Annotated in this window: 27 protein-coding genes; 12 read left to right on the top strand and 15 right to left on the bottom strand. The window is 69.8% G+C overall.

The features are described 5' to 3' along the window. Nucleotides 1-106: 106 nt before the first annotated feature. On the top strand, nt 107-412 hold the full coding sequence (locus tag ABD743_RS15240; RefSeq protein ID WP_344722698.1) for a DUF3040 domain-containing protein: 306 nt from the start codon (nt 107-109) through the stop codon (nt 410-412). Nucleotides 413-465: 53 nt separating this feature from the next. Here ABD743_RS15240 and ABD743_RS15235 read toward each other — a convergent pair whose 3' ends face one another. The 4 genes from ABD743_RS15235 to ABD743_RS15220 form a co-directional block, all read right to left on the bottom strand. Then, entirely contained in the window at nt 466-1,041 is a 576-nt protein-coding gene (locus ABD743_RS15235; RefSeq protein WP_344722697.1) for an Rv1733c family protein, read from the bottom strand. Beyond that, entirely contained in the window at nt 1,038-1,961 is a 924-nt protein-coding gene (locus ABD743_RS15230; protein ID WP_344722696.1) for a universal stress protein, read from the bottom strand. Before ABD743_RS15230 ends, ABD743_RS15235 begins: the two co-directional genes overlap by 4 nt. 143 nt (nt 1,962-2,104) lie before the next feature. Continuing rightward, nucleotides 2,105-3,097, bottom strand: coding sequence for an Acg family FMN-binding oxidoreductase (locus tag ABD743_RS15225; protein ID WP_344722695.1), 993 nt, complete (start codon nt 3,095-3,097; stop codon nt 2,105-2,107). 102 nt (nt 3,098-3,199) lie between these two features. Beyond that, a complete protein-coding gene (locus ABD743_RS15220; protein ID WP_344722694.1) occupies nt 3,200-3,634 on the bottom strand; it encodes a hypothetical protein in 435 nt (144 codons plus the stop codon). Between the two features lie 784 nt (nt 3,635-4,418). On the opposite strand from ABD743_RS15220, the gene ABD743_RS15215 reads away from it, so the two are divergent. The 4 genes from ABD743_RS15215 (at nt 4,419) to ABD743_RS15200 (ending at nt 7,743) form a co-directional block, all read left to right on the top strand. Continuing rightward, the gene (locus ABD743_RS15215) at nt 4,419-5,531 is read left to right on the top strand and encodes a hypothetical protein (protein WP_344722693.1); all 1,113 of its coding nucleotides are present in this window, start codon (nt 4,419-4,421) and stop codon (nt 5,529-5,531) included. 402 nt (nt 5,532-5,933) lie between these two features. Beyond that, nucleotides 5,934-6,422 carry a hypothetical protein gene (locus ABD743_RS15210; RefSeq protein ID WP_344722692.1) on the top strand — a complete coding sequence of 163 codons (489 nt, stop codon included), beginning with the start codon at nt 5,934-5,936 and terminating at the stop codon, nt 6,420-6,422. Then, a complete protein-coding gene (locus ABD743_RS15205) occupies nt 6,419-7,300 on the top strand; it encodes a hypothetical protein (RefSeq protein WP_344722691.1) in 882 nt (293 codons plus the stop codon). Before ABD743_RS15210 ends, ABD743_RS15205 begins: the two co-directional genes overlap by 4 nt. Further along, the gene (locus tag ABD743_RS15200; protein ID WP_344722690.1) at nt 7,297-7,743 is read left to right on the top strand and encodes a thiol-disulfide oxidoreductase DCC family protein; all 447 of its coding nucleotides are present in this window, start codon (nt 7,297-7,299) and stop codon (nt 7,741-7,743) included. The genes ABD743_RS15205 and ABD743_RS15200 overlap by 4 nt, the downstream gene beginning before the upstream one ends. Nucleotides 7,744-7,847: 104 nt before the next feature. Here the strand turns inward: ABD743_RS15200 and ABD743_RS15195 are convergent, their stop codons facing one another. Beyond that, a complete protein-coding gene (locus tag ABD743_RS15195; RefSeq protein WP_344722689.1) occupies nt 7,848-8,585 on the bottom strand; it encodes an SDR family oxidoreductase in 738 nt (245 codons plus the stop codon). Between the two features lie 84 nt (nt 8,586-8,669). Between ABD743_RS15195 and ABD743_RS15190 the strand changes: the two genes are divergently transcribed. After that, nucleotides 8,670-9,296 carry a TetR/AcrR family transcriptional regulator gene (locus tag ABD743_RS15190; protein ID WP_344722688.1) on the top strand — a complete coding sequence of 209 codons (627 nt, stop codon included), beginning with the start codon at nt 8,670-8,672 and terminating at the stop codon, nt 9,294-9,296. Nucleotides 9,297-9,361: 65 nt separating this feature from the next. On the opposite strand, the gene ABD743_RS15185 is transcribed toward ABD743_RS15190, so the two are convergent. The 4 genes from ABD743_RS15185 to ABD743_RS15170 all read right to left on the bottom strand — a co-directional run bounded on the left by ABD743_RS15185 (nt 9,362) and on the right by ABD743_RS15170 (nt 13,227). After that, on the bottom strand, nt 9,362-9,904 hold the full coding sequence (locus ABD743_RS15185) for a hypothetical protein (RefSeq protein WP_344722687.1): 543 nt from the start codon (nt 9,902-9,904) through the stop codon (nt 9,362-9,364). A gap of 89 nt (nt 9,905-9,993) precedes the next feature. Further along, complete coding sequence (locus tag ABD743_RS15180) at nt 9,994-10,896, bottom strand: carbohydrate ABC transporter permease (protein ID WP_344722686.1); 903 nt, start codon at nt 10,894-10,896, stop codon at nt 9,994-9,996. Further along, on the bottom strand, nt 10,896-11,876 hold the full coding sequence (locus ABD743_RS15175) for a carbohydrate ABC transporter permease (RefSeq protein WP_344722685.1): 981 nt from the start codon (nt 11,874-11,876) through the stop codon (nt 10,896-10,898). The genes ABD743_RS15180 and ABD743_RS15175 overlap by 1 nt, the downstream gene beginning before the upstream one ends. A 16-nt stretch (nt 11,877-11,892) precedes the next feature. Further along, entirely contained in the window at nt 11,893-13,227 is a 1,335-nt protein-coding gene (locus ABD743_RS15170) for an ABC transporter substrate-binding protein (protein WP_344722684.1), read from the bottom strand. Between the two features lie 249 nt (nt 13,228-13,476). On the opposite strand from ABD743_RS15170, the gene ABD743_RS15165 reads away from it, so the two are divergent. Continuing rightward, nucleotides 13,477-14,832: a Gfo/Idh/MocA family protein gene (locus ABD743_RS15165; RefSeq protein WP_344722683.1), complete on the top strand. Its 1,356-nt coding sequence runs from the start codon at nt 13,477-13,479 to the stop codon at nt 14,830-14,832. A 15-nt stretch (nt 14,833-14,847) separates the two neighbouring features. Here the strand turns inward: ABD743_RS15165 and ABD743_RS15160 are convergent, their stop codons facing one another. From ABD743_RS15160 to ABD743_RS15150, 3 genes are all read right to left on the bottom strand, one after another. Then, nucleotides 14,848-15,822 (bottom strand): LacI family DNA-binding transcriptional regulator, encoded by a 975-nt coding sequence (locus ABD743_RS15160; RefSeq protein WP_344722682.1) that lies wholly within the window; start codon nt 15,820-15,822, stop codon nt 14,848-14,850. A gap of 161 nt (nt 15,823-15,983) precedes the next feature. Next, entirely contained in the window at nt 15,984-16,469 is a 486-nt protein-coding gene (bfr, locus tag ABD743_RS15155; protein ID WP_344722681.1) for a bacterioferritin, read from the bottom strand. 112 nt (nt 16,470-16,581) lie between these two features. Continuing rightward, nucleotides 16,582-16,779 (bottom strand): (2Fe-2S)-binding protein, encoded by a 198-nt coding sequence (locus ABD743_RS15150; protein WP_344722680.1) that lies wholly within the window; start codon nt 16,777-16,779, stop codon nt 16,582-16,584. Between the two features lie 77 nt (nt 16,780-16,856). On the opposite strand from ABD743_RS15150, the gene ligD reads away from it, so the two are divergent. From ligD to ABD743_RS15125, 5 genes are all read left to right on the top strand, one after another. Further along, nucleotides 16,857-18,791 (top strand): non-homologous end-joining DNA ligase, encoded by a 1,935-nt coding sequence (ligD, locus tag ABD743_RS15145; protein WP_344722679.1) that lies wholly within the window; start codon nt 16,857-16,859, stop codon nt 18,789-18,791. A gap of 26 nt (nt 18,792-18,817) precedes the next feature. Then, nucleotides 18,818-19,615, top strand: a complete 798-nt coding sequence (locus ABD743_RS15140) for a glycerophosphodiester phosphodiesterase family protein (RefSeq protein WP_344722678.1) — start codon at nt 18,818-18,820, stop codon at nt 19,613-19,615. Then, complete coding sequence (locus ABD743_RS15135) at nt 19,612-20,937, top strand: MFS transporter (protein ID WP_344722677.1); 1,326 nt, start codon at nt 19,612-19,614, stop codon at nt 20,935-20,937. Before ABD743_RS15140 ends, ABD743_RS15135 begins: the two co-directional genes overlap by 4 nt. Next, nucleotides 20,934-22,295: an MFS transporter gene (locus ABD743_RS15130; protein ID WP_344722676.1), complete on the top strand. Its 1,362-nt coding sequence runs from the start codon at nt 20,934-20,936 to the stop codon at nt 22,293-22,295. The genes ABD743_RS15135 and ABD743_RS15130 overlap by 4 nt, the downstream gene beginning before the upstream one ends. 241 nt (nt 22,296-22,536) lie before the next feature. Beyond that, nucleotides 22,537-22,881 carry an RNA polymerase-binding protein RbpA gene (locus tag ABD743_RS15125; RefSeq protein ID WP_241037980.1) on the top strand — a complete coding sequence of 115 codons (345 nt, stop codon included), beginning with the start codon at nt 22,537-22,539 and terminating at the stop codon, nt 22,879-22,881. A gap of 91 nt (nt 22,882-22,972) precedes the next feature. Here the strand turns inward: ABD743_RS15125 and ABD743_RS15120 are convergent, their stop codons facing one another. The 3 genes from ABD743_RS15120 to lnt are packed head-to-tail and all read right to left on the bottom strand — an operon-like array spanning nt 22,973 to nt 25,861. Further along, nucleotides 22,973-23,473 (bottom strand): phosphoribosyltransferase, encoded by a 501-nt coding sequence (locus ABD743_RS15120; protein ID WP_344722675.1) that lies wholly within the window; start codon nt 23,471-23,473, stop codon nt 22,973-22,975. Continuing rightward, nucleotides 23,470-24,240: a polyprenol monophosphomannose synthase gene (locus ABD743_RS15115; protein ID WP_344722674.1), complete on the bottom strand. Its 771-nt coding sequence runs from the start codon at nt 24,238-24,240 to the stop codon at nt 23,470-23,472. Before ABD743_RS15115 ends, ABD743_RS15120 begins: the two co-directional genes overlap by 4 nt. Beyond that, nucleotides 24,233-25,861: an apolipoprotein N-acyltransferase gene (gene lnt, locus ABD743_RS15110; protein WP_344722673.1), complete on the bottom strand. Its 1,629-nt coding sequence runs from the start codon at nt 25,859-25,861 to the stop codon at nt 24,233-24,235. The genes ABD743_RS15115 and lnt overlap by 8 nt, the downstream gene beginning before the upstream one ends. Nucleotides 25,862-25,925 lie beyond the last annotated feature (64 nt).

The raw sequence follows: 25,925 nt of genomic DNA, 5'->3' as shown, positions 1-25,925 counted from the left end.
CCGGCCGGACCGGCAGGGCCGGAGGGCGCCGCCTGACAGGACGCTCGACCTGAAACCGATGGGAACAGCGCCACCCGAAATCACCTGGTGAAGGTGGCGATCCGACGTGGCCGGCGTGCTCGTCTATGCCATGAGGAGGGCCAGGATGATGAACCGTGAAGAGGAGCGCCGGCTCAGCGAGATCGAACGCCAACTCTGCCTGGAGGACCCGCAGCTCGCGGAGCGGTTCGCGCGTTGGCCTTCACCGCGGCGACGCTGGGGGCGGCCGGTCGCGATCTCGATGGCTATCCTCTGCCTCCTCTTCGTGCTGATGGGAATCGCCGCCGGGTCGGGCGCGCTCGTCCTCTGCGGCCTGGTGGTACTGAGCGTGGCCGTCTGGCTGTTCCTGTCCACCCGACGCACGTCCTCATGAGCCCGAACCGCTCAGGGACCCGGGCCAGATCCCTGAACGGCTCGAGCATCTACCTAGCGTGTCCACTTCGGACCCATGACGTCCCATTCACGTTCCCAACTGCGGGCGTTGGCCGCGTTGATCGCTCGTTTCACCCTCACCCAGACGAGAGCCAGCACCGACCCGCCCAAGAGAATGACGCCGACACCGGCCAGGACACCGGCGGCGACGAGTTCGAAGCCGGTCGGGGGTGGTTCCACGACGGTGCCGTTGCGGTCCAACCACACCGCAACCTCGGATCCCGCAGGTGTTCCACCCGTTGCCGGAACAGGGCCGGTCCGCGGCTCGCCGTCGAGACCCACCCACGTCGCCTCTACGGCGACTCGTGGTTGGTATCCAGAATCGGAGGGAAACAGAGGCGACGTCTCGAGCACAGTGGCAGTCACCTTGGTTCGTTCCTGCCCCTCGGCCAGTGCACGCTCGGCCACCCGTCCATGGGCAAGCACGCCGACGACCATCGCGGCGACGATGAGGAGCAGCGATGCGGAGATCAACACCCACGTCACGGCGTCCTCGACGAGATCTGTCATCCGCCGGGGCATCTCGGTGTTTTCCACATGGCGCCCCTGCTCGTTGGGCACGGCGTTCACCGAGCCACCGTCGCGGAGGTCCGTGCCGCCTGGCCGGCATCACCGACGGAATCGGGTTTTGCGACCACAACGGGGCACGGAGCGAATTCGACGAGCCCGCTGCTCGTCGAGCCGGGCATCATCCCGCCGACCTCGTGATGGCCCCGATGGCCCACGACCAGCATCCGGGCCGAGGATGCGTGGTGCATCAGCGTGCGCAGCGCCGTGTCCTCGGCCAGGATCCGCTCGACCGGTAGCGCCGGGTGGGCCGCTGCTACGAGATCGAGCTCGGTGTCGAGCAGGTGTGCACCTTCCTCGACCCGAACGCTCTCGTCTTCCGGGCTCCGCCGAGCACCACCGTGCGGGCCGGGCGCAATGTCCGCCCAGGTGTGCACCGCGACGAGCCGCGCACCCAGCGACTCCGCGAGATCTGCGCCGAGCATCAGCGCAGCGTGCCCGGCGGCGGAGCCGTCCACACCCGCCACGACAGGGCCGCTCCGCGGCGGCGGCACCTGCGGAGCGGGTCCACGCACGACGGCGACCGGGCACGGGACACCGCCGATCAGACCGAGCGCGACCGAACCCGCGAGCATCCCCGTCCATGCGCCCTCGCCGTAGCTGCCCAGAACGAGCAGCCGAGCTCGGGATGCCTGGTCGGCGATGATCTCCACGGTCGCTCCCGACACCACCCGCACCTCGTCGACGTCTGCCCCGGCCCGCTCCGCGCCGCGCGCCAGCTCCGCCAACCACGGCGGCGCCGGCGGGTTCGGTCCGTCGTCCGGGGTACCGGGCGCGACGTGCACCAGCCGCAGCGGAACGCCCCACACCGAAGCGAGATCGGCAGCCCACTCGGCAGCGTCCCGCGCCGAGTCCGACCGGTCCACTCCTACGACGACGGGACGCGTGTCTCGCGTGATCGCCTCCGTCGCGTGACCGTCCATCGCGCTGCCCTCCGTCCGGGCCGCGCTGCTGCGGCCCTGGTCAAGGCTGGCGAGAGCTGGCGGTAACCGGACAGGGCCAGGGGTCCGGTGCCCCCAGGCCGAAGGGCCTCGGGGCATCGTGGGCAGAGAGGCCGAGGAACGGGTCAGCGGCGCAGCACCACGGACTCCAGTGGCCGGCGCGGGGTGGGTACCAGTTCGAGCCCGCTTGTGGCCCATCCGATGCGGATGACGAGCTGCGGTACGGCATCAGGCAGTCGCAGAACACGGGACGCCAGCTGTCGGCGGGTATGAGCGACCTCGAGGGCATGGCTGAGCGGGGTTGTGGCCAGCCGGTGGTGGGTGGCCGCGAGCAGAACCGCGCTGGTCGCCTCACCGGCGCGCAACTGGTCGAGCATGCCGTCCTCGGCCGTGGTGAGTACCAGCAGCGTCGAGCCGTCCTGATCGGGCTCGCTCGGATACGCAGGACTGGTGAGCCGCCCCGGAGGGAACGGGCGCAGACCCAGACCCAGTGGCTGTGCACCCGCGGTGGGACGAGATTCCGCGGGCACCCCGTCGCGTGCGTCGCTGTAGCGCCGTGTCCAGATCGTGAGCTCCGCGCTGTAGCCAGGGATGTGGCGCTGCTGAGATGCGGCCTCCACGAGCACGGCGATCAGCTGTCGTCGCGAGGCGTCGTCGGTGACGGGGTGCAGCACCGCTCCGTTGGCCGTCGCAGTGGCCGTGAGGTCGGCGAGGACGCTCGCGGGAACCGACTGGGCGGTGAACCGGCGCCGGTCGGTGTGACGGAGCTCGATCCCCCGTGCGAGCTCGGCGTCCGCGGGTTCGGGCGATCCAGGCCGGGGACGGATCGTCGCCAGGTGGTCGCTGTTGTCCGGGTTGGGCAGGCGGTCGACGCTTGCCGCGAGACCTGCCGCGGCGAGGGCGACGCGGAGGTGGTGCAGCGCGGCTCCGCAACTGATGATCAGGTCGCGCTGGTCCGGGTCGGTATCGACGAGGTGGCGGGTGCGATCGGCGTGCAACTCGACACCGACGTCGGTAAGACGCCACCGCCAGGGTTGGGTGTTGTGAACAGACGGCGCCCGCTGCGCTCTCCGCAAGGCGCCCCAGAGGCCCGCAGAAGTCCTCATCTGCGTACTCATGGGCGTACAGTGCCTCATCTCGCGATGATCAAACTAAGGCCTAAAGTCCCGGCACACCCGGGCCGATTCGTCCCGAGCCTGAGGTCCGTACTTTGATCCAGATCAGATTTCATGAACAAGAATCTGCATGGGGTCACACCCGTCGCGATCACCAACGCCGAGCTGACCAATGAGTTCATCCAGCCTCTGATCGACGCTTCCCAGGAACGCAACAGGTTCGCCGCCTGCGGAGTCGGGCTCGATCGGCGCCGCGCCGCCTGGTCTGCGGGCCCGGCGCACAACGCGCCGACCGCGACGTGTGCCACAGACCGAACACACCGAGCGGATCCGCACGGCGTTGACCGGGCCGCAGTCCGGGGCGGTCCTGGTGTCCGACCTCGCCGATGGCGTCAGCGTCGTCGATGCATCTGATGAAGCCGGTACAGCCGCGCGTACCGGCTGGCTCACGAGCCCCTCGATCGACTCGGCAGCGACCGAACCGAGCGACTGGTAGCGAAAAGAATCGCTTGGCAGAGTCATATTAATGACGCGTCGCATCGCATCCTCGACCGAAGGCCGCGAGCTGCCGAGAACGATCTTTTACCACACACTGCCTTGTCCTTACTTTCCACGCCTGCGCCACCCATGCGGCTTGCCCTACTCGACCATTCGGCCCTTATCCTCCGCAAGCCAACGCTGCTGAATCCCCGTACACTTGCACGGAGGCGAAGGAAGAGTGAGCATGTGAATGTGTCACCAGGGGGATGCCGAGCGTGCCGACACAACTACTGACAGCACGCCTTCAGCTCCGGTTACACTGAACAGCATAGGGCGGACAGGCGTCGCCTACAAAGGCCACGAAAACGTCCTCAGTGGGAAGCGATGCGGGTTTCCACTGATCATGCTCCACTCGTCAGCGACGACGGTGCCGAATCGACTCCAGCAAGGCCACGCGACCTCATGCCGGTCGCCAGCGGCGACCGCCGCAAGAGGACCGATGAGCCGCGGTCGCCATCGGTAAACCGACAACGGGCACATCATTTGCATTTGGGGGAGAAAATGCACGACACGATCTTCGTCAGCCGGTGGGGGCCGGCGACCAGATCATTGACTCGCTTGATTCTTCCGCCGAGCTTTGAGCGTCTGGCGCCCGACGCAGGCGCGTCGAGTGATGTGGACGCATTTTACCGATCCGGCCCCGGCTGATGCAGGAGCGGATACGCGCAAACGCCCGGCGGACCGCCGGCGACGCGGCGGCGGTGAGCGGGCTCGAGATATTGCCATCGGTGGAGCTGAACACCGGTGGTGCGCTGGAGCTGTTGAGCGGTGCGGCGGTTCTGGCATGACCCGCGCAGCTGTCTACCTGCCCGACCGGTTCGGCGGGTCTGAGGGGCGGGATGGGCCGGGCCGGCTCGCGGAGATCGAGTTCGATGTCCTCGAGGCCGAATCGGCGCAGCTGGTGTTGCCCGAGGTCACGGTCCGCGACGAGCGCGGCGGGGCGTTGTTCACCGGCGGGGGGTTGGTGTTCGATCCTTCCGCCGGCGGTGGTCCGTGGGCCGGCGCGACCTCCGACCGGGCGGCGCGGGCGTTCGGAGTGGTCAACACGGCCTTCCATACCCAGCGGACGCTGCGGTATGTCAGCGGGCTCTTAGGGCACACACTGCCACATCTGCTGGTTCGCATCGGAATGCACGAGCAGTCCCGCCGATGGGGTGGCGGGCACTACCGGCTACCCGGACAGGGAGTTGGAGCCGACCCGGAGGCGACCAGCCCAGCCGGAGAGGTGCATCTGGGTGGCGGCGCGGGCTTCGTCGCCCGGTCCGGCACCGACCAGTACTTCCGTGCGCCCACCCATAATCCCGCCATCGTCTGTCACGAGGTCGGCCACCACGTGTGCCGGCACACCGCGGACTTCAGGCTCAACCGGCTTCGCCCACCCGGGCAGCAGACCAACAAGAAGACCGCTTTGGACGAAGGCACCGCTGATGTGATCGCCGCGATAATGCTGGGCTCCCCCGACATCTACGGCTGGCACCGTCACGCCATCCCGCACACCGAACGACGACGCCGCAAACTCGACCCCCGCTGGACGATGGCCCACTTCCAGGGCGGGCACGACAGCGACCCCCACGACGATGGCATGGTCTGGGCCTCCGCCTGCTGGAGCGCCCGCCAACGCGTCACGGACATCAATGCCGATCCCACACGCTTCGACGCCTTGCTGCTACGCGGGCTGGAACTGGCCGGACGCGACGATCCCGCAGGCCTCAACCGTGACGCCCTCCGCGAACGGCGCCACTTCTCCCGGCTCGTGGCCGCCATGGCCCGAGCCGACCCCGCCATGGCCCCCCATGTCCTAGCCGCCATGGCCGACCACGGCATTCACCTTGGCGTCAGCAACAACGACCTCTCCCGAGCCGCCCGAACCAACTCCAGCCGGCTGGTGAACGAATGAGTAGCGGCTTGTCGTTCGTTCGAGGCCGGCGTTTCCACCAGTCGATCACCGCACAGACCGGATTGTCCATGATAGACGAGAGTTGCTCTGACGAGCACAGCATGCTGGTAGCCAATTGGCGGCGAGAGCACGTTTCCCATGGCGACCGAAGAGTCGGACGGCCAGGAGCCGGAAAAGGTCGCAACATATCCGATACCGGGCTTTCCGACGCCCTGGTTCACAATGTGTGGTATGCACCACCCGGGGAGCGCCGCGAAGAGGCTCTCAATCGCCGAACGGCTGCGACCGGGGCGTCCCGCTCACGCCAGGACGTGGTGATCAGTGCAAGTCGAGGCGTATGTCAGAGCACGCTGCTTGTCCCGCAGTCGCCCACACATCGCCCGCGACCTCTGGATGAGCATCATGGATGATCGGCACAAGAACATCGGATGGCACCGTGGGGAGCGCGCTCGGGCCGCGGTCTTCTCGGCAGCGGTGTTGGCGTTTGTCCTGAGCCCGTTGCTGCAGTACCGGCGCCCGATCCCCGAGCGTGTCGACGGATTCCCACTGTCGTGGTACCCGATGTTCAGCACCAAGCGGAACCGTCAGATGTCCGTCATTCACGCCGTCGGGATCACCGACGACGGCGGCCGCCTCACCCTGCCCTCCGGCGCGCTCGGCACCGGTGGCGTCAACCAGGTGCGCCGCCAGCTGTACCGGGTGGCCGTGCGGGAGGCCCGGCCGGACGCCTACGCCGGCGACCTGGCTGCCCGCGTCGCCCGCAGTCCGGACTGGGCGAACGTCATCCGCGTCGAGGTCGTGCGCACCCTGTTCGACCTGGACGACTGCCTGACCAGCAGACGAGTCGACGGTGAGTCGACGGTGCTGGCGTCCGCGGAGGTACGGCCGTGATCCGGCGGCTGCGGCCGGGCCTCGTGACGCCCGTGCCGGCCGCCCGGCTCGGGTTGGTGCGTGTGTTGATCGGCGGCCACACGTTTCGGCACCTGCTGTGCCGTCGGCGGCAGTTTCGCAACATCGTGCGGACCAAGCCCGAACTCTTCGCGCCGGTCGGTCCGGTGCGGGTGCTGGCGCGGCCGTTGCCGCCTGCCGTCGCCGACGCGCTCAACGACGCGACTCTCGTCAGCACCGCGCTCTTCACACTCGGCATAGGCGGATCCGTCGTGGCGCGGGTGCACGCTGCACTGCTGACATGGACACTCGCCTACCGCAACTCGTGGTCGATGGTCTACCACAGTGAGAACCTGCTGGTGTTGCACACGCTCGCGCTCAGCGCGGGCCGTGCGGCCGATGCGGTGTCGATTGCCGCGGCGCTCCGGGGCGGGCCGGCACCCGCCGCGCACCCCCGGTATGGCTGGCCGCTGCACCTGATGAACGGGTGCACGGCGGCTGCATACCTGCTGGCGGGCGTGGCCAAGGTCGCAGGGGAGTCGGGCTGGGCGTGGGCCAGCGGTGACGGCCTGCGCCGGCAGGTCGCGATCGACGGCCTGCGCAAGGAGGTCTTCGGCTCGCACGCCAGCCCGCTGGCTTACCGGCTCTACCCACACCGGCGACTGTTCACGGCAATGGCGGTGACCTCGCTCGTCGTCGAGCTGGGTGCGCCGCTGGCACTGATCGACCGCAGGCTCGGACGGCTGTGGGCGCTGGGCGCATTCGCCATGCACTGGGGGATCCTTGCCGTGATGGGCATCCGGTTCCGCTACCAGCTCACGGGCGTGGCGTTTGCGTCCTGGTTCGACTTCGAACGCGCCCTGCGCGGGGTGGCGTCGTGACTCAGAGCGAGCGCCACGCCATGGTGATCGGCCCCCGGGAACAGGTACTCGGCGTGCCCGGCAGCGGCGGGGTGCTGGTGTTCGACGGGCTGTGCGGATTCTGCACCCGGGCGGTGTACGCCGTGCAGCGCTGGGACCGGCGCGGGCGCGTGAGGGCGTTGCCGCTGCAGGGAAGTCGGGTGCTGGAGCTCACCGGGCTGACCCGCGAGGAAGCGCTCCGCGAGGCGTGGTGGATCCGTGCCGATGGTGGGCGGCTGCGAGGCGCCGAAGCGATGACCGCCGCTCTGGCCGCGGCCGTCGGGATCCCACTACTGCAGCTGTTCCGCATCCCGGGGGTCCGGCCGCTGGCCGTACGCGGCTATCGGTGGGTGGCCGCGCACCGCCACCTGCTGCGCGGCGTCCGGCCGCATTGCACGCGGCCCTCGACCCGGTGCGACGCATGACGTTGCCCCGTTCGGTGCTCACGCTGCGCGGCAGAGCTGCGACACCCGGGATCACCAGCACCCACGGGCGCGCAGCACCTCGCTGAGGATCGGCACGAAGTCCGTCAGGCCTGGGCGGTGGGCCGGACGATCACCTCGTTGACGTCGATGTCGGCCGGCTGCTCGATCGCGAACGCGATGGCACGGGCGACGGCCTCCGCGGGCATCGCGACCTTGTCCCTGAGCGTGACGAGCCGGGCCCTGGCTTCCGGGTTCGTCATCGAATCCCCGAAGTTCGTGTCCGTCATCCCGGGCGAGATGATCGTCACGCGCACCGAATCGCCCGCCTCTTGGCGTAGACCCTCCGAGATGGCGCGCACGGCGAACTTCGTGCCGGAGTAGACCGCCTGGGTCGGCACCGTTCGGTGTCCTGCCGTCGAGGCGATGTTCACGAACTGCCCGGCGCCCTGCTTGCGGAAGACGGGCAGCGCGGCCGCGATCCCGTACAGCACGCCCTTGATGTTGATGTCGATCATGGCTTCCCACTCCTGCACGCGCAGATCGTCGAGGGGCGAGACCGGCATCACACCGGCGTTGTTGACGAGCACGTCGAGCGCGCCGTACCGCTCGCACGCCAGCTCGACAAGAGCGGACACGTCCTCGCGCCGGCTCACATCGGTGCGCACATGGGCGACCTCTCCCCCGGTATCGCCGATGCGGGCGGCCACAGCCTCCAGCCGATCCCGCCCGCGGGCCCCGAGTACGACCTTCGCGCCTCGCTCGGCAAGGAGGAGCGCGGTCGCCTCGCCGATTCCGCTGCTGGCGCCCGTGATGGCGACCACCTTGTCTCTGATTCCCGGCATGGCGTTTCTCCTTGCGATGTAAGAGCCCTATCACTCGCTAGGGTAAGAGGGCACTTACATCTAGGCAACGGGAAGGCGGGTGTCATGGCCACCACACACGAGGGCGACCCCGCCGCAGGGCGGCGCTACCACCACGGGGACCTGCGAGCGGCACTGATCGCGGCGAGCTTCGAGCTGCTCTCCGAGGTCGGCATGGCCGGGTTCTCCGTCGCCCAGCTCGCGCGCAGGCTCGGCGTCAGCACCGCCGCCCCGTACCGCCACTTCCGCGACCGCGACGAACTGCTCGCCGCCGTCGCGACCGAAGCAGCAGGCGAGCTCACCACGGCGGTGCGCGCAGCCGCCGACGCCGCAGGGCCGGACCCGATCGACCGCTTCGCAGCCACCGCCGGCGCCTACGTTCGTTACGTCTCCGCACGTGGGGCCGGGTTCACCGTCATCTTCGCCGAGAGCCTGAGACACCTTCGAGACGCAGGCCTGGCCGAAACCGGCCGCGAACTCATGACCCTGCTGCTCGAACTCGCCCAAAAGGCCCGCCCGCTTCCGCCCAGCGAGGCCCTGCAACTGCTGGAGCAGCACGTGGCCATCGCACACGGCTACATCACCCTCCACACCGACGGGTTCCTCGACCGTGGCCACCCGACCATCGACGAGATCGCCGACCGCGCCACTCACGCGAGCGCGGCCCTCGTGCGGGGTACGGGCACCGTCTGATCGTCGTGAGATCTGGCTGTTCGCCCTCCACAGGGCCGAAAGCCGGACCTCGGGACGATCTTCGGTCAGCTCCGAGGCAGCACCAGGGCGCGGTGCAGCGCGTGCAGGGCAAGCACCAGCAGCGCCGGCAGCAGGAGCCCCACACCGGGCAGCGTCACGGCGAGAAGCGCCGCAATGAGAGTGACGCCCAGAGCAGCCGCCCCGGCAGCGGGCACCCGCAGGAGCGCGGCCCAACCCCCGGCGAGCGCTTCCCGCCACGAGCCGCCTCCCGCAAGCCGGGGCACGGCCAGCAGCACCACGGAGAGCAGGCCCGCGGTGGCGACGAGCAGCGCCACCAGCGCCGGGGTTCCCCCCGGAACCACGCCACTGGCCAGCCACCGCACCTGAGTCACCACCACGAGTGCCGCGAGCACCCCGACCACGCTGACGGCGACGCCGGGCAGCAGGCGCCAGCGCAGCTCGGCAACCATGACGCGCCACGACGGCAGGTCGTCGTGATCGGCCCAGTGGGCGACCGCGGACGACAGCACCGCCACCACCGCGCCGACGGTCACCAGCGGCAGGCTGAGCGCCGTGGCCACCAGGCCGAGCAGGCACAGCTCCGACACCCGTCGCAGTTGCTCCTTCCAGCCGCGCCCCGAACCCGTCGGCTCCGGCGCGCGACGGCGGGCCACCGCACTCCCCCTGCCCGCGGCATTCATCCCTTGATCCCGCTCGTGTTGATCCCGTCGACGATCAACCGCTGGAAGAACAAGAAGAACAGGAAGACGGGCAGCAGCGAGAGAACGGACATCGCGAACATCGGCGCGATCGCGTTCTGCCCACTGGAGTCGAGGAACAGCCGCAGGCCGATCGGGACCGTGTAGTTCGTCAGGTCGTTGAGGTAGACGAGCTGGGAGAAGAAGTCGTTCCAGGTCTGGATGAAGGAGAACACCGCCGTGGTGACGAGGGCGGGCTTCGTCAGCGGCAGCACGACGTGGAAGAACCGCCGATAGGGGCCGCATCCGTCGATCGCGGCGGCCTCGTCGAGCGTGCGTGGGATGCCGCGCATGAACTGCACCATGAGGAAGACGAAGAACGCGTCGGTGGCGAGGAGCTTCGGCACGATCAGCGGCAGCGGGGTGTCGATCCAGCCCAGCGCGTTGAACAGCACGTACTGGGGCACGATCAGCACGTGGTGGGGCAGCAGCAGGGTGCCGATCATCAGGGCGAACCACACACCCCGCAGCGGGAAGCGCAGCCGGGCGAACGCGAACGCGGCGAGCGCGCACGACACGACGTTGCCCACCACCACGCCGACGGATATCACCATGCTGTTGAAGAAGAACCGGCCGAACGAGACCCCGGGGATGCCGGCCCACCCCTCGGCGTAGTTGCCGGGCGTGAACTCACGCGGCCAGATGTCGAGGTTGTTGGAGATCTCCTGTGGCGCCTTGAACGAGGTGCCGATCATGTAGGCGATCGGGTAGAGCGCCACCACCAGCAGCACGACGAGCACCACGTGCGCCGCCGCGCCGTCGTACCAGCGCCGGGAGACAGCGGGTGGCTTCGCCGGCTCGGGTGTGACCGTGACCGGGGCGATCGTGGTCGGGACGCCCATCAGCGCTCCCCCTCGTCGGCGTAGTGGACCCACAGGGAGCCGCTGCGGAACACCAGCGCCGTGACGATGCCCAGCGCCACGAGGAACACCCACGCCATCGCGGACGCGTAGCCCATCTGGAAGTCACCGAATCCGCGCAGGTAGAGGTAGAGCGTGTAGAGCAGGGTGGAGTCGGCCGGTCCCCCGAGGCCACCGCTGATCACGAACGCCGCCGTGAACCCCTGGAACCCGGCGATGGTCTCCAGGACGAGGTTGAAGAACAGCACCGGCGAGAGCAGCGGCAGGGTGACGTGCCAGAACTGCTGCATGCGCCCGGCACCGTCGAGCGAAGCGGCCTCGAACATCTCGGCGGGTATCTGTTTCAGACCCGCCAGGAAGATCACCATCGGCGCCCCGAACTGCCACGCCGCGAGCAGGATGAGCGTGCCCAGAGCCGTTGACGGGTTGGCGATCCAGCTCCGGCCCTCGATGCCGAAGAAGCCCAGCACCTCGTTGACGGCACCGGCGCCGCCGAACAGCGTCTGCCACACGATCGCGATCGCGACGCTGCCACCCAGGAGCGAGGGCACGTAGTACAGCGACCGGTAGAGACCGACACCCCGCCGGTTGCGGTAGAGCAGCAGCGCCACTCCGAGCGCGACGGCGAGCTTCAGCGGCACGGAGACCAGGCCGAACACCAGGGTGGCGCCCACCGCGTGCCAGTACTTCGGGTCGTCGGTGAACATCCGGACGTAGTTGTCCAGCCCGACCCACTCGGGGTCCTGCAGCAGGTCGTAGTCGGTGAAGCTCAGGTAGAGCGAATACAGCATCGGCAGCAGGGTGATGCCGAAGAGGCCGAGCAGCCACGGCGAGAGGAAGACGTAGCCGGCGACGGCCTCCCGCTTCCGGTCCGAGCGGCGGTGGGCGGACGGCTGGACGGCCGCCCCTGCCGCGCCCGCCGCCACCGCGGACCCTGCCGGCGTTTCGAGTGTCTTGCTCATCGCGCGCGGCTCCCGGTCAGCTGCTCGCGCGTTCGAGCTCGGCGGTGGCCTGGGAGACGAACTCCGCGGCCGCCTCCTGAGGCGTCTGGCGTCCGAAGCCCGCGTTCTCCGCGGCCGCGATGAGAAGCTGACCCATCTGGTTGTCACCCTGCGCGGGCACGGGCGGTGTGTCCCCCGCCTGGGCCGTGATGCGGTCGTCGTAGGCGGCCACGTACTTCAGCTCGTCGGTGAAGGTCGGAACGAGGGCGGCGCTGACGTCGTCGTTGGGGGGAAGCCCCCGCTCGGTGCCGAGGATCGCCCCGGCCTCGGGGTCGTTGACGAAGAAGTTGATGACGTCGACGGCGGTGCCCACGTTCTCGCCCCGCCCGTAGGCGGTGAAGAACTGCGAGGGACGTGCGTACGCGCCGCTCGTCGCGCCGGGGATCGGAACGAGCACCAGGTCGTGGTCGGTGGCCTTGTTGAGCTCGGTGAGCTGGTTGTCGTAGGAGAAGCTCGCCGCGGTCTGCTTGGTGACCACCGTGTTCTTGGAGATGTCACCGGCGTTGGCGGGCTGGGCGACCTCCGCCGACGATGCCGCGCCACTGGTGCGCAGGCCCGCCCACAGCTCGAGCCAGGCCGTGACGTCCTGCGTGGTGAAGCCCGGCTTCTGGCCGTCGTAGAGCTCCTTGCCGTTCTGGCGCAGCCAGTACTCGAAGAAGCTGATGTTCGCGCTCTCGTCGCGGACGCCCGACACCTTGCCGCCGGTGCCCTGCGTGACCTTGGCCGCCCAGGCGCCGAACTCGTCCCAGCTCGCCCAGCCGGTCTCCGGGGGGAGCAGCCCGAGCGGTTCGACGACCGTGCGGTCGACCGCGAGCGCCTGCGTGTTCGAGGCGAGCGGCACCGCGTAGAGCTTGTCGTCGAGCTTTCCGGTGCCCAGCAGCTTGGGGTCGATCTTGTCGACCTTCAGCGTGGAGCCCTGCCACGGGGTCAGGTCGGCGATGAGCTCCTTGTTGGCGTACTCGCGCAGAACGCGGTTGTCGATCTGGATGAGATCGGGCGCGTTCCGGCCCGCCGCCGACGTGTTGATCTTGTCGTAGTAGCCGGCGTAGCCCTGCCACTGCGTGGTGAAGGTGACGTTGGGGTGCTTCTGCGTGTAGAGGTCGAGCACCTTCTGCGTGAGATCCGCGCGCGCGGGGCCGCCCCACCAGGCCACCGCGAGCTGCACGGGCTGGTCGGTGACGGGTGCGGCGCCGGGCTCCTGATCCCCCGCGGAACCCCCGCAGGCCGCGGTGGCGAGGATTGCCAGCGCGGCTCCCGTGGCCAGCAGATGCCGCAGCCACCGCGAACGGCGACGCATACCGGAGATGGTCATGAGGGAGCTCCTTCGATCACTCACATGCTTGCTGCCGCTGTGCGCCGGGACACACTGCGTGCTCGAGCCCATTAGGTCAGGGGTCGGGGGCCGGGTCAATGGCTCTTGCGGAAGTTTTCAGGCGTTTGCATCATGACGTCATCGCCACCTGCGGGCGCCCGGCGAGCCGCGGAGCGAGCAGGCAGCCCGCGCACCTGCTACAAGCGTTTGCAGCCCTCTTCGCACCCCCGCCCCGACGGCAGGAGCTTCATGACCGCCAGCGCAGCACACTCCACCGCGACCCCCACCGCCCGGCGCACCCGTTACGCGGTCGTCGGTCTGGGCAGCCGTGCACAGATGTTCGTCCGCGCCATTGCGAGCACCCACGCCGAGCACGCGCAGCTCGTGGCGTTCTGCGACGTGAACAGCACGCGGATGCAGGTGCACAACCGCACCGTGCAGGGATTCGGGCTACCTCCCGTGCCGACCTACCAGCCACAGGACTTCCGATCCATGCTCGAACGCGAGCAGGTCGACACGGTCGTGGTCTCCACGATCGACCGCACCCACGACGAGTACATCGTGGCCGCGCTGCACGCCGGCTGCGACGTCGTCACCGAGAAGCCCATGACCACCGACGCCGACCGCTGCCGGCGCATCCTCGACGCCCAGGCCGAGACCGGCCGCGCGGTGACCGTCACCTTCAACTACCGCTACAACCCAGTACACGCCAAGGTCCGCGAGGTCATCGCCGAGGGAGCGATCGGCGAGATCGGCTCGGTGCACTTCGAGTGGCTGCTCGACACCCGCCACGGCGCCGACTACTTCCGTCGCTGGCACCGGGACAAGGCCAACTCCGGCGGGCTCATGGTGCACAAGGCGACCCACCACTTCGACCTGGTCAACTGGTGGATCGCCTCGTCCCCGGAGGTCGTTTTCGGTCTCGGCAAGCTGTTCTTCTACGGCTCCGCCAACGGCACCCGCCGCGAGCTCGCCCACCCCTACACCCGCGCCCACGGCGCGCAGTCGGCAGCGGGAGACCCGTTCGCGCTGGACCTGGCAGGTTCCCCCACCCTGCGCGCCCTCTACCTCGACGCCGAGCACGAAGACGGCTACCACCGCGACCAGAACGTCTTCGGCGACGGCATCACGATCGAGGACGACATGACGGTGGCCGTGCGCTACCGCAGCGGCGCGACGATGAGCTACCACCTCACGGCCTACTCGCCGTGGGAGGGCTACCACGTCGCGTTCAACGGCAGCCAGGGCCGCCTCGAACTCGACGTCGTGGAGAACTCCTTCGTCGACCCCGGCACAGCAGGCACAGCACCGGGCGAAGCCCTGCACGGCGTGGACGCGGCACCCGAGCACTCCTCCCGGCTCACCGTGCGCCGCCACTGGGAGAAGCCGCTGGAGATCGACCTGCCCGAAGCAACCGGCGAGGGCCACGGCGGCGGTGACGCCAGGATGCTCGCGGAGATCTTCGGCGGGCAACGCCCCGCCGACCCGCTCGGACGCGCCTCCACCCACCGCGACGGGGCACAGTCGCTGCTCACCGGCCTCGCGGCCAACCGATCCTTCGAAACCGGCCTGCCCGTGCACGTGGACGAGATCCTGGCCCTCTGACCTGGGCCGGTGACGTCAGCGCGTCGCCGCCGGGGCCGCGGGTAGGGGCGCCGTGGTCGAGCGGACGATCAGCTGGGTGGGCAGCCAGCGCTGCAGCTCCGTGGTGGGCTGTGGGTCGTCGAGCAGCATGTCCACGGCGGCCCGCCCGGCGGCCTCCATCGGCATCTGCACCGTCGTGAGGGGTTCGGTGGTCATCGACGCCATCTCGATGTCGTCGAACCCGATCACGCTCATCTGCCCCGGTACGGAGACCCCACGGGCGGCGAGGCGGTTGAGCACCCCGATGGCCATGAGGTCGTTGAAGGCCAGCACGGCGGTGACGCCACGGGCCAGCGCGAGGTCGGTGGCCTGGATGCCGCCCTGGAACGTCGGCGGGAACGGCCCGAGCTCGACGGCCTCGACGTCGCAGGCGGGAGCGGCCGCGCGCAGCCCACCCAGGCGCTCCTCTCCGGCCCAGGATGCGGCCGGGCCGGAGAGGTAGGCGATACGCCGGTGCCCGAGCGCGGCGAGGTGCTCGACGGCCTGCCGGACGCCGTCAGCGCTGTCCATGAGCACGGCGGGCAGGCCGCCCTCGACGCGGTTGACCAGGACGAGCGGCGACGTGCCGACCAGTCGGTGCAGCTCTGCGGAGTTCTCCCGGGGCGAGCACAGGACGATGCCGTCGACCTGCTTGGCCATCGCCCCCACCATCTCGGCCTCGACGCGGGGGTCCTCGGCCGCGTCGGCGAGGAAGACGACGTGCTGAGCGCCCCGGGCGCGGGCCGCGCACCCCTTGAGGACGGCGGAGAAGAACGGGTTGGCGACGTCAGGGACGACCACGCCGATGTTGCCGGTTCTGCCGGTGACGAGGCCGCGGGCGGCACGGTTCGGCTGGTAGCCGAGCTCCTCGGCGGCCTGCAGCACCTTCCGGCGCGTCTGCGGGTGCACCATGTCGGGCACGGTGAACGCACGGGAGACGGTGGACACCGACACCTCCGCGACCCGGGCCACGTGGTGAATGGTCACCGCCATCGGATCGTCGCCTGCGTCGTCGCCCGGATCTTCACAGCCAAGCCCGCTCCCGTCCTCGCTGCCCAACTCTGCAAACCGTTTCACGGAGTGTCAAGCAGAACCAGCTGGTCGGGCGGCGGGCCTGGCGAGGCGGGGAAGGATCAGCCCGGGGTGGGGGGCTGGTCCACCAGCTGGGCCAGGTAGAGCTGCTCGCCGAGCCGGTCCATCAGCTCGAGGTTCGTCTCGATGTAGTCGATGTGGTGCTCTTCGTCGGCGAGGATCTTCTCGAAGATGTTGGCCGTGGTGATGTCACCCTTCTCCCGGCACATCGTGATCCCCGGACGAAGGCGTTCCACGACCTCGAGCTCGATGGCCAGGTCGGATTGCAGCTGTTCGCGTACGGTCTGCCCGATCCTCAGAGAAAAGAGGCGCTGGTAGTTCGGCAGCCCCTCGAGAAAGAGGATGCGGTCGGTGATTGTCTCGGCGTGCCGCATCTCGTCGATGGACTCGGCACGGGTGTAGGCCGCGATCTTGGTGAGGCCCCAGTTCTGCTGCATCTTGGCGTGCAGGAAGTACTGGTTGATCGCCGTCAGCTCGCTCGTGAGCTGGTCATTGAGCAGTGCGATGATCTCCGGGTCGCCACGCATAGGCGCGACGGTATCGGCGGCGCCCGAACGGGTCGAACTCAGCACCGCCTTTGTGCAGGTCAATACACCCTTAGTGTGAGCACCCTCAGTGTGACGACCCTTAGTGTGACGCTCAGGCAGAAACCGGCATTTCTGCTAACTCCGATGGAGCGTGCGCAGCGGCGAGGAAGACATCGATGTGGTCGTGGCACGAACCGCAGCCGGTGCCGGCTCCGCAGGCATCGCCCACGTCCTCGACCGTGCTGGCACCGCGCGCGATGCAAGAACGTATCTCGGTGTCGGGCACCGCCGCGCAGATGCAGACGTACACAGGCGCTCCTTCGTTAAGGCAAGGCAAGGCTATGCTGACAGCGCCCCGCATCGGGCGCAAGCCCCTAATCTGACCCCGTGTCACTGGACGAGTACCGCCGCAAGCGCGATCCGCGGCGCACCCCGGAACCGGTCCCCGACACGGATCCACAGGCGTCCGACCCGGGCCACCGCTTCGTCATCCAGGAGCACCACGCGCGGCGGCTGCACTGGGATGTGCGTCTGGAGCGCGACGGCGTGCTCGCCTCCTGGGCCGTGCCGAAGGGCCTGCCGACCGAGCCCGAGACGATTCGGCTCGCGGTGCGCACCGAGGACCATCCGATCGAATACCTGGAGTTCTCCGGGGAGATCCCGGCGGGTGAGTACGGCGGCGGCGCGATGACGATCTGGGACACCGGCACGTACGAGACCGAGAAGTGGAACCCGCGCGAGGTCATCGTCCGGCTGCGCGGCGCCCGGGCGTCGGGCCGGTTCGTGTTCATCCGCACCGATCGCAAGGGCGGCAAGGACAACTGGCTGCTGCGCCGCTCCGATCCCGCTCCCGGCCGGGAGCCGCTTCCGCACGACGCGCTGCCGATGCTCGCGACACCCGGACCGCTCCCCCGGCCCGGCGACGGCCCGGAGAGATGGTGGCAGATCGGGTTCGGCGGGCGCCGGGTCATCCTGCGTGTGGACGGCGGCCGCATGACGATCACCGACGGGGACGGCGAGGAGCTGTCGGTGCCCCGGCTGCGCGAGCTCGGCCCCTCGCTCGGCGCCACACAGGTGCTGCTCGACGGCGAACTCGTAGGGCCGACGGACAAGGCCGAACTGTGGATCGGCGACCTGCTGCACCTCGACGGCCGAGACACGTGCCCGCTCCCGTTCCGGGAGCGGCGGGCGTTGCTGGAACGGCTCCCGCTCGACGGTAGGCACTGGAAGCTCGCCCCCGTCTTCCACGGCGGCGGCGCCGAGGTTCTCGCCGCGGCCGGGCAGCAGGGCCTGCCCGGTGTCGTGGGCAAGGACGCCGACTCCGCCTACGAACCCGGACGGCGCAGCGAGCACTGGCTGGAGGTGGCCACGGAGGTCGCCGGTGGCGCACCGTCGCGACAGCAGTCCCCCAAGCCCGGCCCGGGCAGGGCAGCAGCAGGAGTCGGACGGGCGCGGCTCACCAACCCGGACAAGGTGATCTACCCGCTCACCGGCACGACCAAGTCGGACGTGCTCGCGCACTACATGGCCGTCGCCGACGTGATGCTGCCGCACCTGCGCGACCGCGCGGTCACGCTGGTGCGGTGGCCGGACGGGGTGGAGAAGTCGTCGTTCTTCGAGAAGGACGTCTCGCGGCACGCGCCGGAGTGGATCCGGACCGCACGGGTCGGCACGCCGGGCGGGCGCTCCGAGTCCGCCGACTTCCCCCTGATCGACGACGTCGAGGGCCTGGCCTGGGCGGCCAACCTCGCCGCGCTCGAACTGCACGTCCCGCAGTGGCGGATCGGCCCGCGCGGCGGACACCAGCCCCCCGACCTGGTGGTCTTCGATCTCGACCCCGGTGAGGGCACCACCGTGGTCGACTGTGCGCGGGTGGCCGAGCGGATCGCCGAGCGCCTGTCCGACGACGACCTCGCCGCCTACCCTCGCACCAGCGGCGGCAAGGGGATGCAGCTGTACGTGCCGGTCACGGTGACCCGTGCCGAGCAGACCTCGGAGTTCGCGAAGGCCCTCGCCGAGGAGCTCGCCCGCGAGACACCGGGGCGGGTCACCGCCGTGATGGCGAAGGCCCGCCGGCGCGGCAAGGTGTTCGTGGACTGGAGTCAGAACAATCCGCACAAGACCACGATCGCGAGTTACTCCCTGCGCGGTCGGGCCCGGCCCACGGTGGCCACGCCCGTGACGTGGGAGGAGGTGCGCGCCTGCCGTCGACCCGAGGACCTCGTGTTCACCGCAGCCGACCTGCCCGCGCGGATCGCCGAGCACGGCGACCTGCTGGCCCCGCTGTTCACCGAGCGGAAACGCCTGCCCCGTCGCGCGTGACGAAGCCCTACTGGCACTCTCCACGCGTGGATCAGCACCCCTACCTCGGCGGTGGGTACCCCCGGGCCTATGCCCACCGCGGCTGGCACGTGGACGACCTCGCGGGCTGCGAGAACACGCTCGCGGCGTTCCACCGGGCCGTCGAGGAGGGATTCGGCTATCTCGAGCTGGACGTGCACGCGAGCGCGGACGGCGTGCCCGTCGTCCACCACGACGCCACCCTGGACCGCACCACCGACGGCGCCGGGCTGATCGCCGATCTGCCCGCCGCGGCGCTCACGCAGGTGCGGGTCAACGGACGCGAACCGATCCCGCTGCTCGAGCAGGTACTCACCGAGCTGCCCACGACGAGGATGACCATCGAGCTCAAGGCCCACGGCGTCGTCGAGCCCGTGCTCGCCGTTCTCGAACGCACCGACAGCTGGCACCGCGTGTGTCTGGGCAGCTATCACGACGGCCGGCTGACGAGAGCGCGGAAGGCGGCCGGTGCCCGGCTGTTCACCTCGCTCGCCCAGGCCTCTGCGTTCGGGTTGCGCGCCCGTGCCTGGCTCGACGCCCTGCCGCGTCCGCTGTCGTCGCTGCCCATCCCACCCGTGCAGGGCAACCTCGCGCAGCTGCCCCGCCGCTTCGGCGCGCTCACGGTGGTGGACGAGGCCCTGCTGCGCACGGCACACGACGGCGGGCGCGAGGTCCACGTGTGGACCGTCGACGATCCGGTCGAGATGGGCGCGCTGCTCGACCTCGGCGTCGACGGCCTGCTGTCGGACCGGCCTGACCTGCTGCGCGAGGTGCTGCACTCCCGCGACGCCTGGCAGGAGTCGTGAGCTCCGACCTATCCGAGAACCGCCGCGGTGGCGCCGGCCGCGGTCAGATCCTGGCCTGGGGGTTCTGGGACTGGGGCTCCTCGGCGTACAACGCCGTGATCCTGACCTTCGTCTTCTCCGTGTACCTCACCGACTCGGTCGGGGCGGACCTACCCGGCTCGGTCGACGCGAACAGCTGGCTCGGCTACTCGATCGGCGCTGCCGGCCTGCTCATCGCGCTGATGGCCCCGGTGATCGGGGGCCGCGCCGACAAGGCCGGTCGCCGCAAGCTGTCGGTGGCGATCTGGACGGTGCTCACGGTCGTGGCGACGGCCGGGCTCGTCCTCGTGCAGGACGACTACCACTACCTGTGGCTGGGCCTGCTGCTGCTCGGGCTGTCGTCGATCTTCTACGAGCTCGCCTCCGTGTCCTACAACGCCGTGCTCACCCAGGTCGCGACGCCCGCGACGATCGGCCGGGTATCGGCCTTCGGCTGGGCGATGGGCTACTTCGGCGGGATCGTTCTGCTGCTGCTGGTCTATGTGGGATTCATCAGCGGCGACGGCGGTGCGCTGGGCGTCCCCGCCGAGAACGGGTTCAACATCCGGGTGGTCGCGCTCGTCGCGGCCGGTTGGTTCCTCGTCTTCGCGCTGCCGATGTTCCTGGTGGTACCCGAGCTGCCGCCGCAGGCCGACCGGCGCAAGGCGCCCGGGATCGTCGGCTCCTACCGTGCGCTGTTCCGTGATCTGCGCGCCCTCTACCGCACCAGCCCGCACACCCTCTATTTCCTCGGCGCGAGCGCGTTGTTCCGTGACGGCCTCGCCGCGATCTTCACCTTCGGCGCGGTCCTGGCCGTCACCGTGTACGGGATCGGGGCGGGCGATGTGCTCATCTTCGGGATCGCGGCCAACGTCGTATCCGCGATCGGGGCGCTCGCGGCGGGCCGGATCGACGATCGGATCGGGCCGAAGGCGGTGATCGTCGGTTCGCTGGTGGGGATGCTGGTGGCCGGGGTGATCCTGCTGTTCGTGTCCGGACCGACGATGTTCTGGATCTTCGGGCTGTTCCTCACGCTGTTCGTGGGGCCCGCGCAGTCCTCCTCGCGCACCTTCCTCGCCCGCCTCGCCCCGGCGGGCCAGGAGGGCGAGCTGTTCGGCCTCTACGCGACCACCGGCCGTGCCGTGTCGTTCCTCGCCCCCACCCTCGTCGGCCTGTTCACCTATCTGTTCGGCTCGGACCGCGCCGGGATGATCGGCATCCTGCTGGTGCTCGTCGCCGGCCTGCTGGCGCTGTGGCCGGTCCACCCACCGGCCCACGCGGCGGCGGAGACAGTGGAGGCATGACCACACCGGAGGCGCGCGAGCGCACGGGCTGGGTCTTCTACGACTGGGCCAACCAGGTCTTCCAGACCTCCGTGGTCACGGTGTTCCTCTCGCTCTACCTGACGGGGGTCGCAGAATCCGCCGCGCGTGCGTCCGGGCAGCCCTGCACGGGCCGCACCGCGCTCGTCGACTGCAACGTCTCGCTGTTCGGCATCGACGTGGCCGCAGGCTCGGTCTACGGCTACCTGATCTCGCTGGCCACGCTCCTGCAGGTGCTGGTGCTCCCGATCACCGGCGCGATCGCCGACCGCACGCAGGACAAGCGGCGGATGCTCGGGTTGTCGGCGTTCGTCGGGGCCGCCGCCACCGCGGCGCTGGCCCTCGTGGCCGGCACGAACTGGCAACTCGGGTTCGCGCTGTTCCTGGTCGCGAACACGGCCTACGGCGCATCGATCGTCGTGTACTACGCGTTCCTGCCCGAGCTCGCCCGCCCCGACGAGCGCGACGCGCTGTCGGCCCGCGGGTGGGCGTTCGGCTACCTCGGAGGTGGCCTCGCCCTCCTCCTGCACCTCACGATCTACCTGAGCCACGATGCGATCGGTCTCTCCGAGGCCGACGCCGTGCGGATCTGTTTCCTCACCGCGGGCATGTGGTGGGCAGGGTTCACGCTCGTGCCGCTGCGGCGGCTGCGCCGCCATCAGAAGCCGCAAGGCGACGAGCACGGGGCGGCCGTGTTCACCGCGGGGTTCCGCCAGCTCGCCGCGACGCTGCGCGACGCCCGCCGGTTCCCGCTCACGCTGGCCTTTCTCGCGGCCTATCTGGTGTTCGCCGACGGCATCTCCACCGTCTCGCAGATCGCGGGGCTCTACGGCGAGCGGGAGCTCCTGCTACCCCGGTCCGTGCTCATCGCGACGATCCTGATCGTGCAGTTCGTCGCGTACGGCGGCGCCGTGCTGCACGGCCGCCTGGCTGCCCGGTTCGGCGCGAAGCGGACGGTGCTCGGCAGTCTCGTCGGGTGGACCGCCGTCGTGTGCTGCGCGTACGCGCTCATCCCGGGTGCGGTGGGTCCGTTCCTCGCGGTCGGTGTGGGGATCGGAGTGGTGCTGGGCGGCACGCTCGCGCTCACCCGCTCGATGTTCAGCCAGCTCATCCCGCCCGGCAGGGAGGCCGAGTACTTCTCGCTCTACGAGATCGGCGAGAAGGGCACGTCGTGGTTGGGTCCGCTGCTCTTCGCCACGGTCGCCGACGTCACGGGGTCCTTCCGGCCTGCGATAGCCTCGCTCGTAGTGTTCTTCGTCGTGGGCGGAGTGGCCCTCGCGTTCGTGCCGATAAGGCGGGCAATCAGGGCCGCGGGTAACGAGCAACCGCTCCGCGTGTGAACACCTCGTCAACGGCGGTGACATAAGTCACAGTTGGCTGACACGTCACAGTCGCGTGTGTAGCTCCACCCGATCGGGGACACTCACCGGTCGGGGCGTGAAACGTTTGGTGTCCGTCATGCGACAAGGACACCTGACGGAACCGGCCCGATGGCGGGAACAGACGGCTGCTCCGCAGACGTTACACCCGGTGGATTCGCCCGAGGGAGCCTCCCTCGGGCCGTGAACGGGAGGACGACGCATGGCCGACCGCGTGCTCCGTGGCAGCCGGCTCGGGGCTGTCAGCTACGAGACCGATCGCAACCACGACCTCGCACCGCGGCAGTCGATGCGCTACGCGTGCCCGCGGGGGCACGACTTCGAAGTGCCCTTTGCCAACGACGCGGAGGCGCCGGCGACGTGGGAGTGCCGTCTTCACGGCAGCATTTCCAGGCTTGTCGACGGGAGCGAGCCCGAGCAGAAGAAGGTCAAGCCGCCACGCACCCACTGGGACATGCTGCTCGAGCGTCGCTCGGTGGCTGAACTGGAGGTGCTGCTCAACGAGCGGCTCGAACTTCTGGCCGAGCGCCGTCGCGAGATCGCCTGACGCAGTTCCTCGAGAGCCGGGTCGCCCATCGGGTGGCCCGGCTCTCGTGCGTCTGAATGCAGAGGGCCGGTCGCTGCGGGCGACCCGAGCGTCAGGAGTCGAGAACCTGAGCTGCGCCGCGCCGCACCACGGGCGGCTGCGTGGACCACGGGAAGTTGATCCACCGGTTGGTGCGCCGCCACACGTACTCACACTGCACGCTGCTCTGCGGCTTCTCGTACACCACCGCGCAGCGGACGTCGGCCACGTGGCCGACGCAGAAATCGCGCACGAGCTTCAGGGTGGCTCCGGTGTCGGCGACGTCGTCGGCGACGAGCACCCGCGCGCCGGACAGGTCCACCACGTTGGGCACCGGCGGGAGCATGATCGGGACGGGCAGTCGTTCGTTGACCCCCGTGTAGAACTCGACGTTCGCCACATGCAGGTTCTTCACGTCGAGCGCATAACCCAGCGAACCGGCAACGAACAGGCCGCCCCGCGCGATCGACAGGATGATGTCGGGCTGGTAGCCATCGGCCGCGATCTGCTCGGCCAGCTCACGCGCCGCCGTGCCGAACTGCTCCCAGCTCAGTTCCTCGCGAGCCTCGGTCATGCACGCACCGGGCCGCCGGACACCGCGTCGTCGCGGCCGTGCGAGCGGCGCAGCACCCGGGAGGTGCCCCAGCACATCACACGCCAGAACGCCTCGGCGACGATCGCACCGCTCATCTTGGACCTGCCGCGCTCCCGCTCGGTGAACGTGATCGGGACCTCGCGGACCCGGAACCCACCCTGCACGGCCCGCCAGGCCATGTCGATCTGGAAGCAGTAACCCTGCGACGAGACCTCGTCGAGGTCGAGCTCCTCCAGCACCTGCCGGCGGAACGCCCGGTAGCCCGCGGTGATGTCCTTGATCGGCACACCGAGCGCAATGCGGGAGTACAGGTTGCCGCCCCGGGAGATCAGCTCGCGGTGCATGGGCCAGTTACGCACCACACCGCCGGGCACGTACCGCGAGCCGATCACGACGTCGGCGTCGTCGAGGGCGGCGAGGAGGGCCGGCAGGTCCTCGGGCGGGTGGGAACCGTCGGCGTCCATCTCGACGACGAACTGGTACTCGCCGCGCAGGGCGGCGGCGAAACCGGCGAGGTACGCGGCGCCGAGACCGGCCTTGCCTGCGCGGTGCAGAACGGAGATCCGCGGGTCGGCGGCGGCCAGCGCGTCGGCGAGCTCACCGGTGCCGTCGGGGCTCGCGTCGTCCACGATCAGGACGTCGGCCGTGGGTACCGCGGCGTGCAGACGGGACAGCACCGGTTCCAGGTTGTCCCGCTCCTCGTAGGTCGGGATCACCACCAGCACCGGAACCGTGGGCTCAACCATCCTCGTCCTTCCCCACACGCGTGGCCGTGCGACGCCGGGCCACAACCCCGACGCCGACCGCCACCACTCCCAACGCGACCAGGACCCATTCGGGTACGGCGCTCAACCGAGTGGCCAGCGTAGTGGTGTCCTTGAGAGTGGTTCGATCCACCAGGACATCGGGCGTGAACTCGCGGGTGCTGGCGGTGACCGTGCCGTCCGGTGTCACCGTGGCGCTGACGCCGCTCGTGGTCGCCACGATCACCGGCCGGTCGTGCTCGACGGCCCGGACCCTTGACATCGCGAGCTGCTGGTAGGTCATCTCCGAGAACCCGAAGGTGGCGTTGTTGCTCGGCACGGCGAGCACGGTGGCCCCGGCTTCGACGCTCTGTTCGACCAGGTCGTCGAACGCGATCTCCCAGCAGATGGCGATCCCGACCCGGACGCCCGCCATGTCCACCGCGCCGGTGCCCGGGCCGGGCACGAAGTACCCGGCGCGGTCGACGTAGGACGAGAAGTGCCGGAAGAAGTCGCGCCACGGCATGTACTCGCCGAAGGGCTGCAGCCTGCGCTTGTCGTTGCGCTCGACGACCCCGACCCCCGGTTGCCACACGAGGGCGGAGTTGGTGGTGGTGCGGCCGTCGGGGTTGCGGAGTACGGCACCGACCAGGATCGGGACATCGATGGCGCGTGCGGCGCGGTCGATCTGCGCGGCCGCATCGGGGTTCTGCAGCGGGTCGATGTCGCTGGAGTTCTCCGGCCAGATCACCAGGTCCGGCTTCGGCCGCTTCCCGGCCGCGACGTCGGCCGCCAGTTGCTCGGTGACGCGGACGTGGTTGTCGAGCACGGCGCGGCGCTGGGCGTTGAAGTCCAGGCCCAGGCGCGGCACGTTGCCCTGGACGGCGGCAATCGTGACGGTGCGGTCGGGCGCGCCAGGGGTGGCGGGTACGAGCGCGGCCAGCGGCCCTGCCACCAGCGTCAGCACCAGGATGGCGGCGGGCGTGGCCAGCGCGATGGGACGGCGCCGGAGGACGCCGGGATCACGGACGATCCGGCGCACCAGCTCGCCGAGCGCCAGCCCGGCCAGCACCGTGGCGAACGACAGCAGCGGCTCACCGCCGATCGACGCCAGCGGCAGCAGGGGTCCGTCGGGCTGGCCGAACCCGACGCGGCCCCATGGCAGCCCACCGAACGGCACCCGCGCCCGCAGCGCCTCGCCGCCGATCCACACCGCGGCGGCCCAGATCGGCGCGGCGGGTAGCCGGGACACCAGGGACATCCCCGCGCCGGCCAGACCGAAGAACAGCGCCTCGAACACGCACAGCGCCACCCAGGGCACCGGGCCGACGAGCGAGCCGATCCAGACCAGCAGCGGGAGCAGGAACGCGAGCCCGAACAGGTAGACCCAGCCGAACCCGGCCCGCACGCCACGGCCCCGCAGTACCGCCCAGAGGAGCGCGAACGCCGGCAGCGCCAGCCACCACAGGGTGCGGGGCGGGAAACTCAGATACAGCAGCACACCGCCACCGGCCGCGGCCACGAACCGCGTGGCGAATGCGGCCCAGGCGCGGCGACGCCACCGGGCGGGAGGAGGCGGACCGGACTCGGACGGCTCCGACGCGACGGTGGTGGTTACGGCCACGGGAACAGAGCCTACGGCGCGGATGTATGACCGCCGTGACCAGCGGCACGCAGAACCGGACGAC

Origin of the sequence: Pseudonocardia yunnanensis (assembly GCF_039534065.1) — a bacterium.
GTDB classification, from domain to species: domain Bacteria; phylum Actinomycetota; class Actinomycetes; order Mycobacteriales; family Pseudonocardiaceae; genus Pseudonocardia; species Pseudonocardia yunnanensis.
The sequence above is the reverse complement of the archived record's forward strand: the minus strand, read 5'-3'. Positions and strand labels throughout refer to the sequence as shown.

Coding starts and splice junctions, on each gene's coding strand:
- ABD743_RS15230 (WP_344722696.1), bottom strand. CDS start 1,961: ATGGACGGTCACGCGACGGAGGCGATCACGCGAGACACGCGTCCCGTC.
- ABD743_RS15225 (WP_344722695.1), bottom strand. CDS start 3,097: ATGAGTACGCAGATGAGGACTTCTGCGGGCCTCTGGGGCGCCTTGCGG.
- ABD743_RS15220 (WP_344722694.1), bottom strand. CDS start 3,634: ATGCGACGCGTCATTAATATGACTCTGCCAAGCGATTCTTTTCGCTAC.
- ABD743_RS15215 (WP_344722693.1), top strand. CDS start 4,419: ATGACCCGCGCAGCTGTCTACCTGCCCGACCGGTTCGGCGGGTCTGAG.
- ABD743_RS15210 (WP_344722692.1), top strand. CDS start 5,934: ATGGATGATCGGCACAAGAACATCGGATGGCACCGTGGGGAGCGCGCT.
- ABD743_RS15195 (WP_344722689.1), bottom strand. CDS start 8,585: ATGCCGGGAATCAGAGACAAGGTGGTCGCCATCACGGGCGCCAGCAGC.
- ABD743_RS15190 (WP_344722688.1), top strand. CDS start 8,670: ATGGCCACCACACACGAGGGCGACCCCGCCGCAGGGCGGCGCTACCAC.
- ABD743_RS15180 (WP_344722686.1), bottom strand. CDS start 10,896: ATGGGCGTCCCGACCACGATCGCCCCGGTCACGGTCACACCCGAGCCG.
- ABD743_RS15175 (WP_344722685.1), bottom strand. CDS start 11,876: ATGAGCAAGACACTCGAAACGCCGGCAGGGTCCGCGGTGGCGGCGGGC.
- ABD743_RS15170 (WP_344722684.1), bottom strand. CDS start 13,227: ATGACCATCTCCGGTATGCGTCGCCGTTCGCGGTGGCTGCGGCATCTG.
- ABD743_RS15165 (WP_344722683.1), top strand. CDS start 13,477: ATGACCGCCAGCGCAGCACACTCCACCGCGACCCCCACCGCCCGGCGC.
- bfr (WP_344722681.1), bottom strand. CDS start 16,469: ATGCGTGGCGACCCGGAGATCATCGCACTGCTCAATGACCAGCTCACG.
- ABD743_RS15130 (WP_344722676.1), top strand. CDS start 20,934: ATGACCACACCGGAGGCGCGCGAGCGCACGGGCTGGGTCTTCTACGAC.
- ABD743_RS15125 (WP_241037980.1), top strand. CDS start 22,537: ATGGCCGACCGCGTGCTCCGTGGCAGCCGGCTCGGGGCTGTCAGCTAC.
- ABD743_RS15120 (WP_344722675.1), bottom strand. CDS start 23,473: ATGACCGAGGCTCGCGAGGAACTGAGCTGGGAGCAGTTCGGCACGGCG.
- ABD743_RS15115 (WP_344722674.1), bottom strand. CDS start 24,240: ATGGTTGAGCCCACGGTTCCGGTGCTGGTGGTGATCCCGACCTACGAG.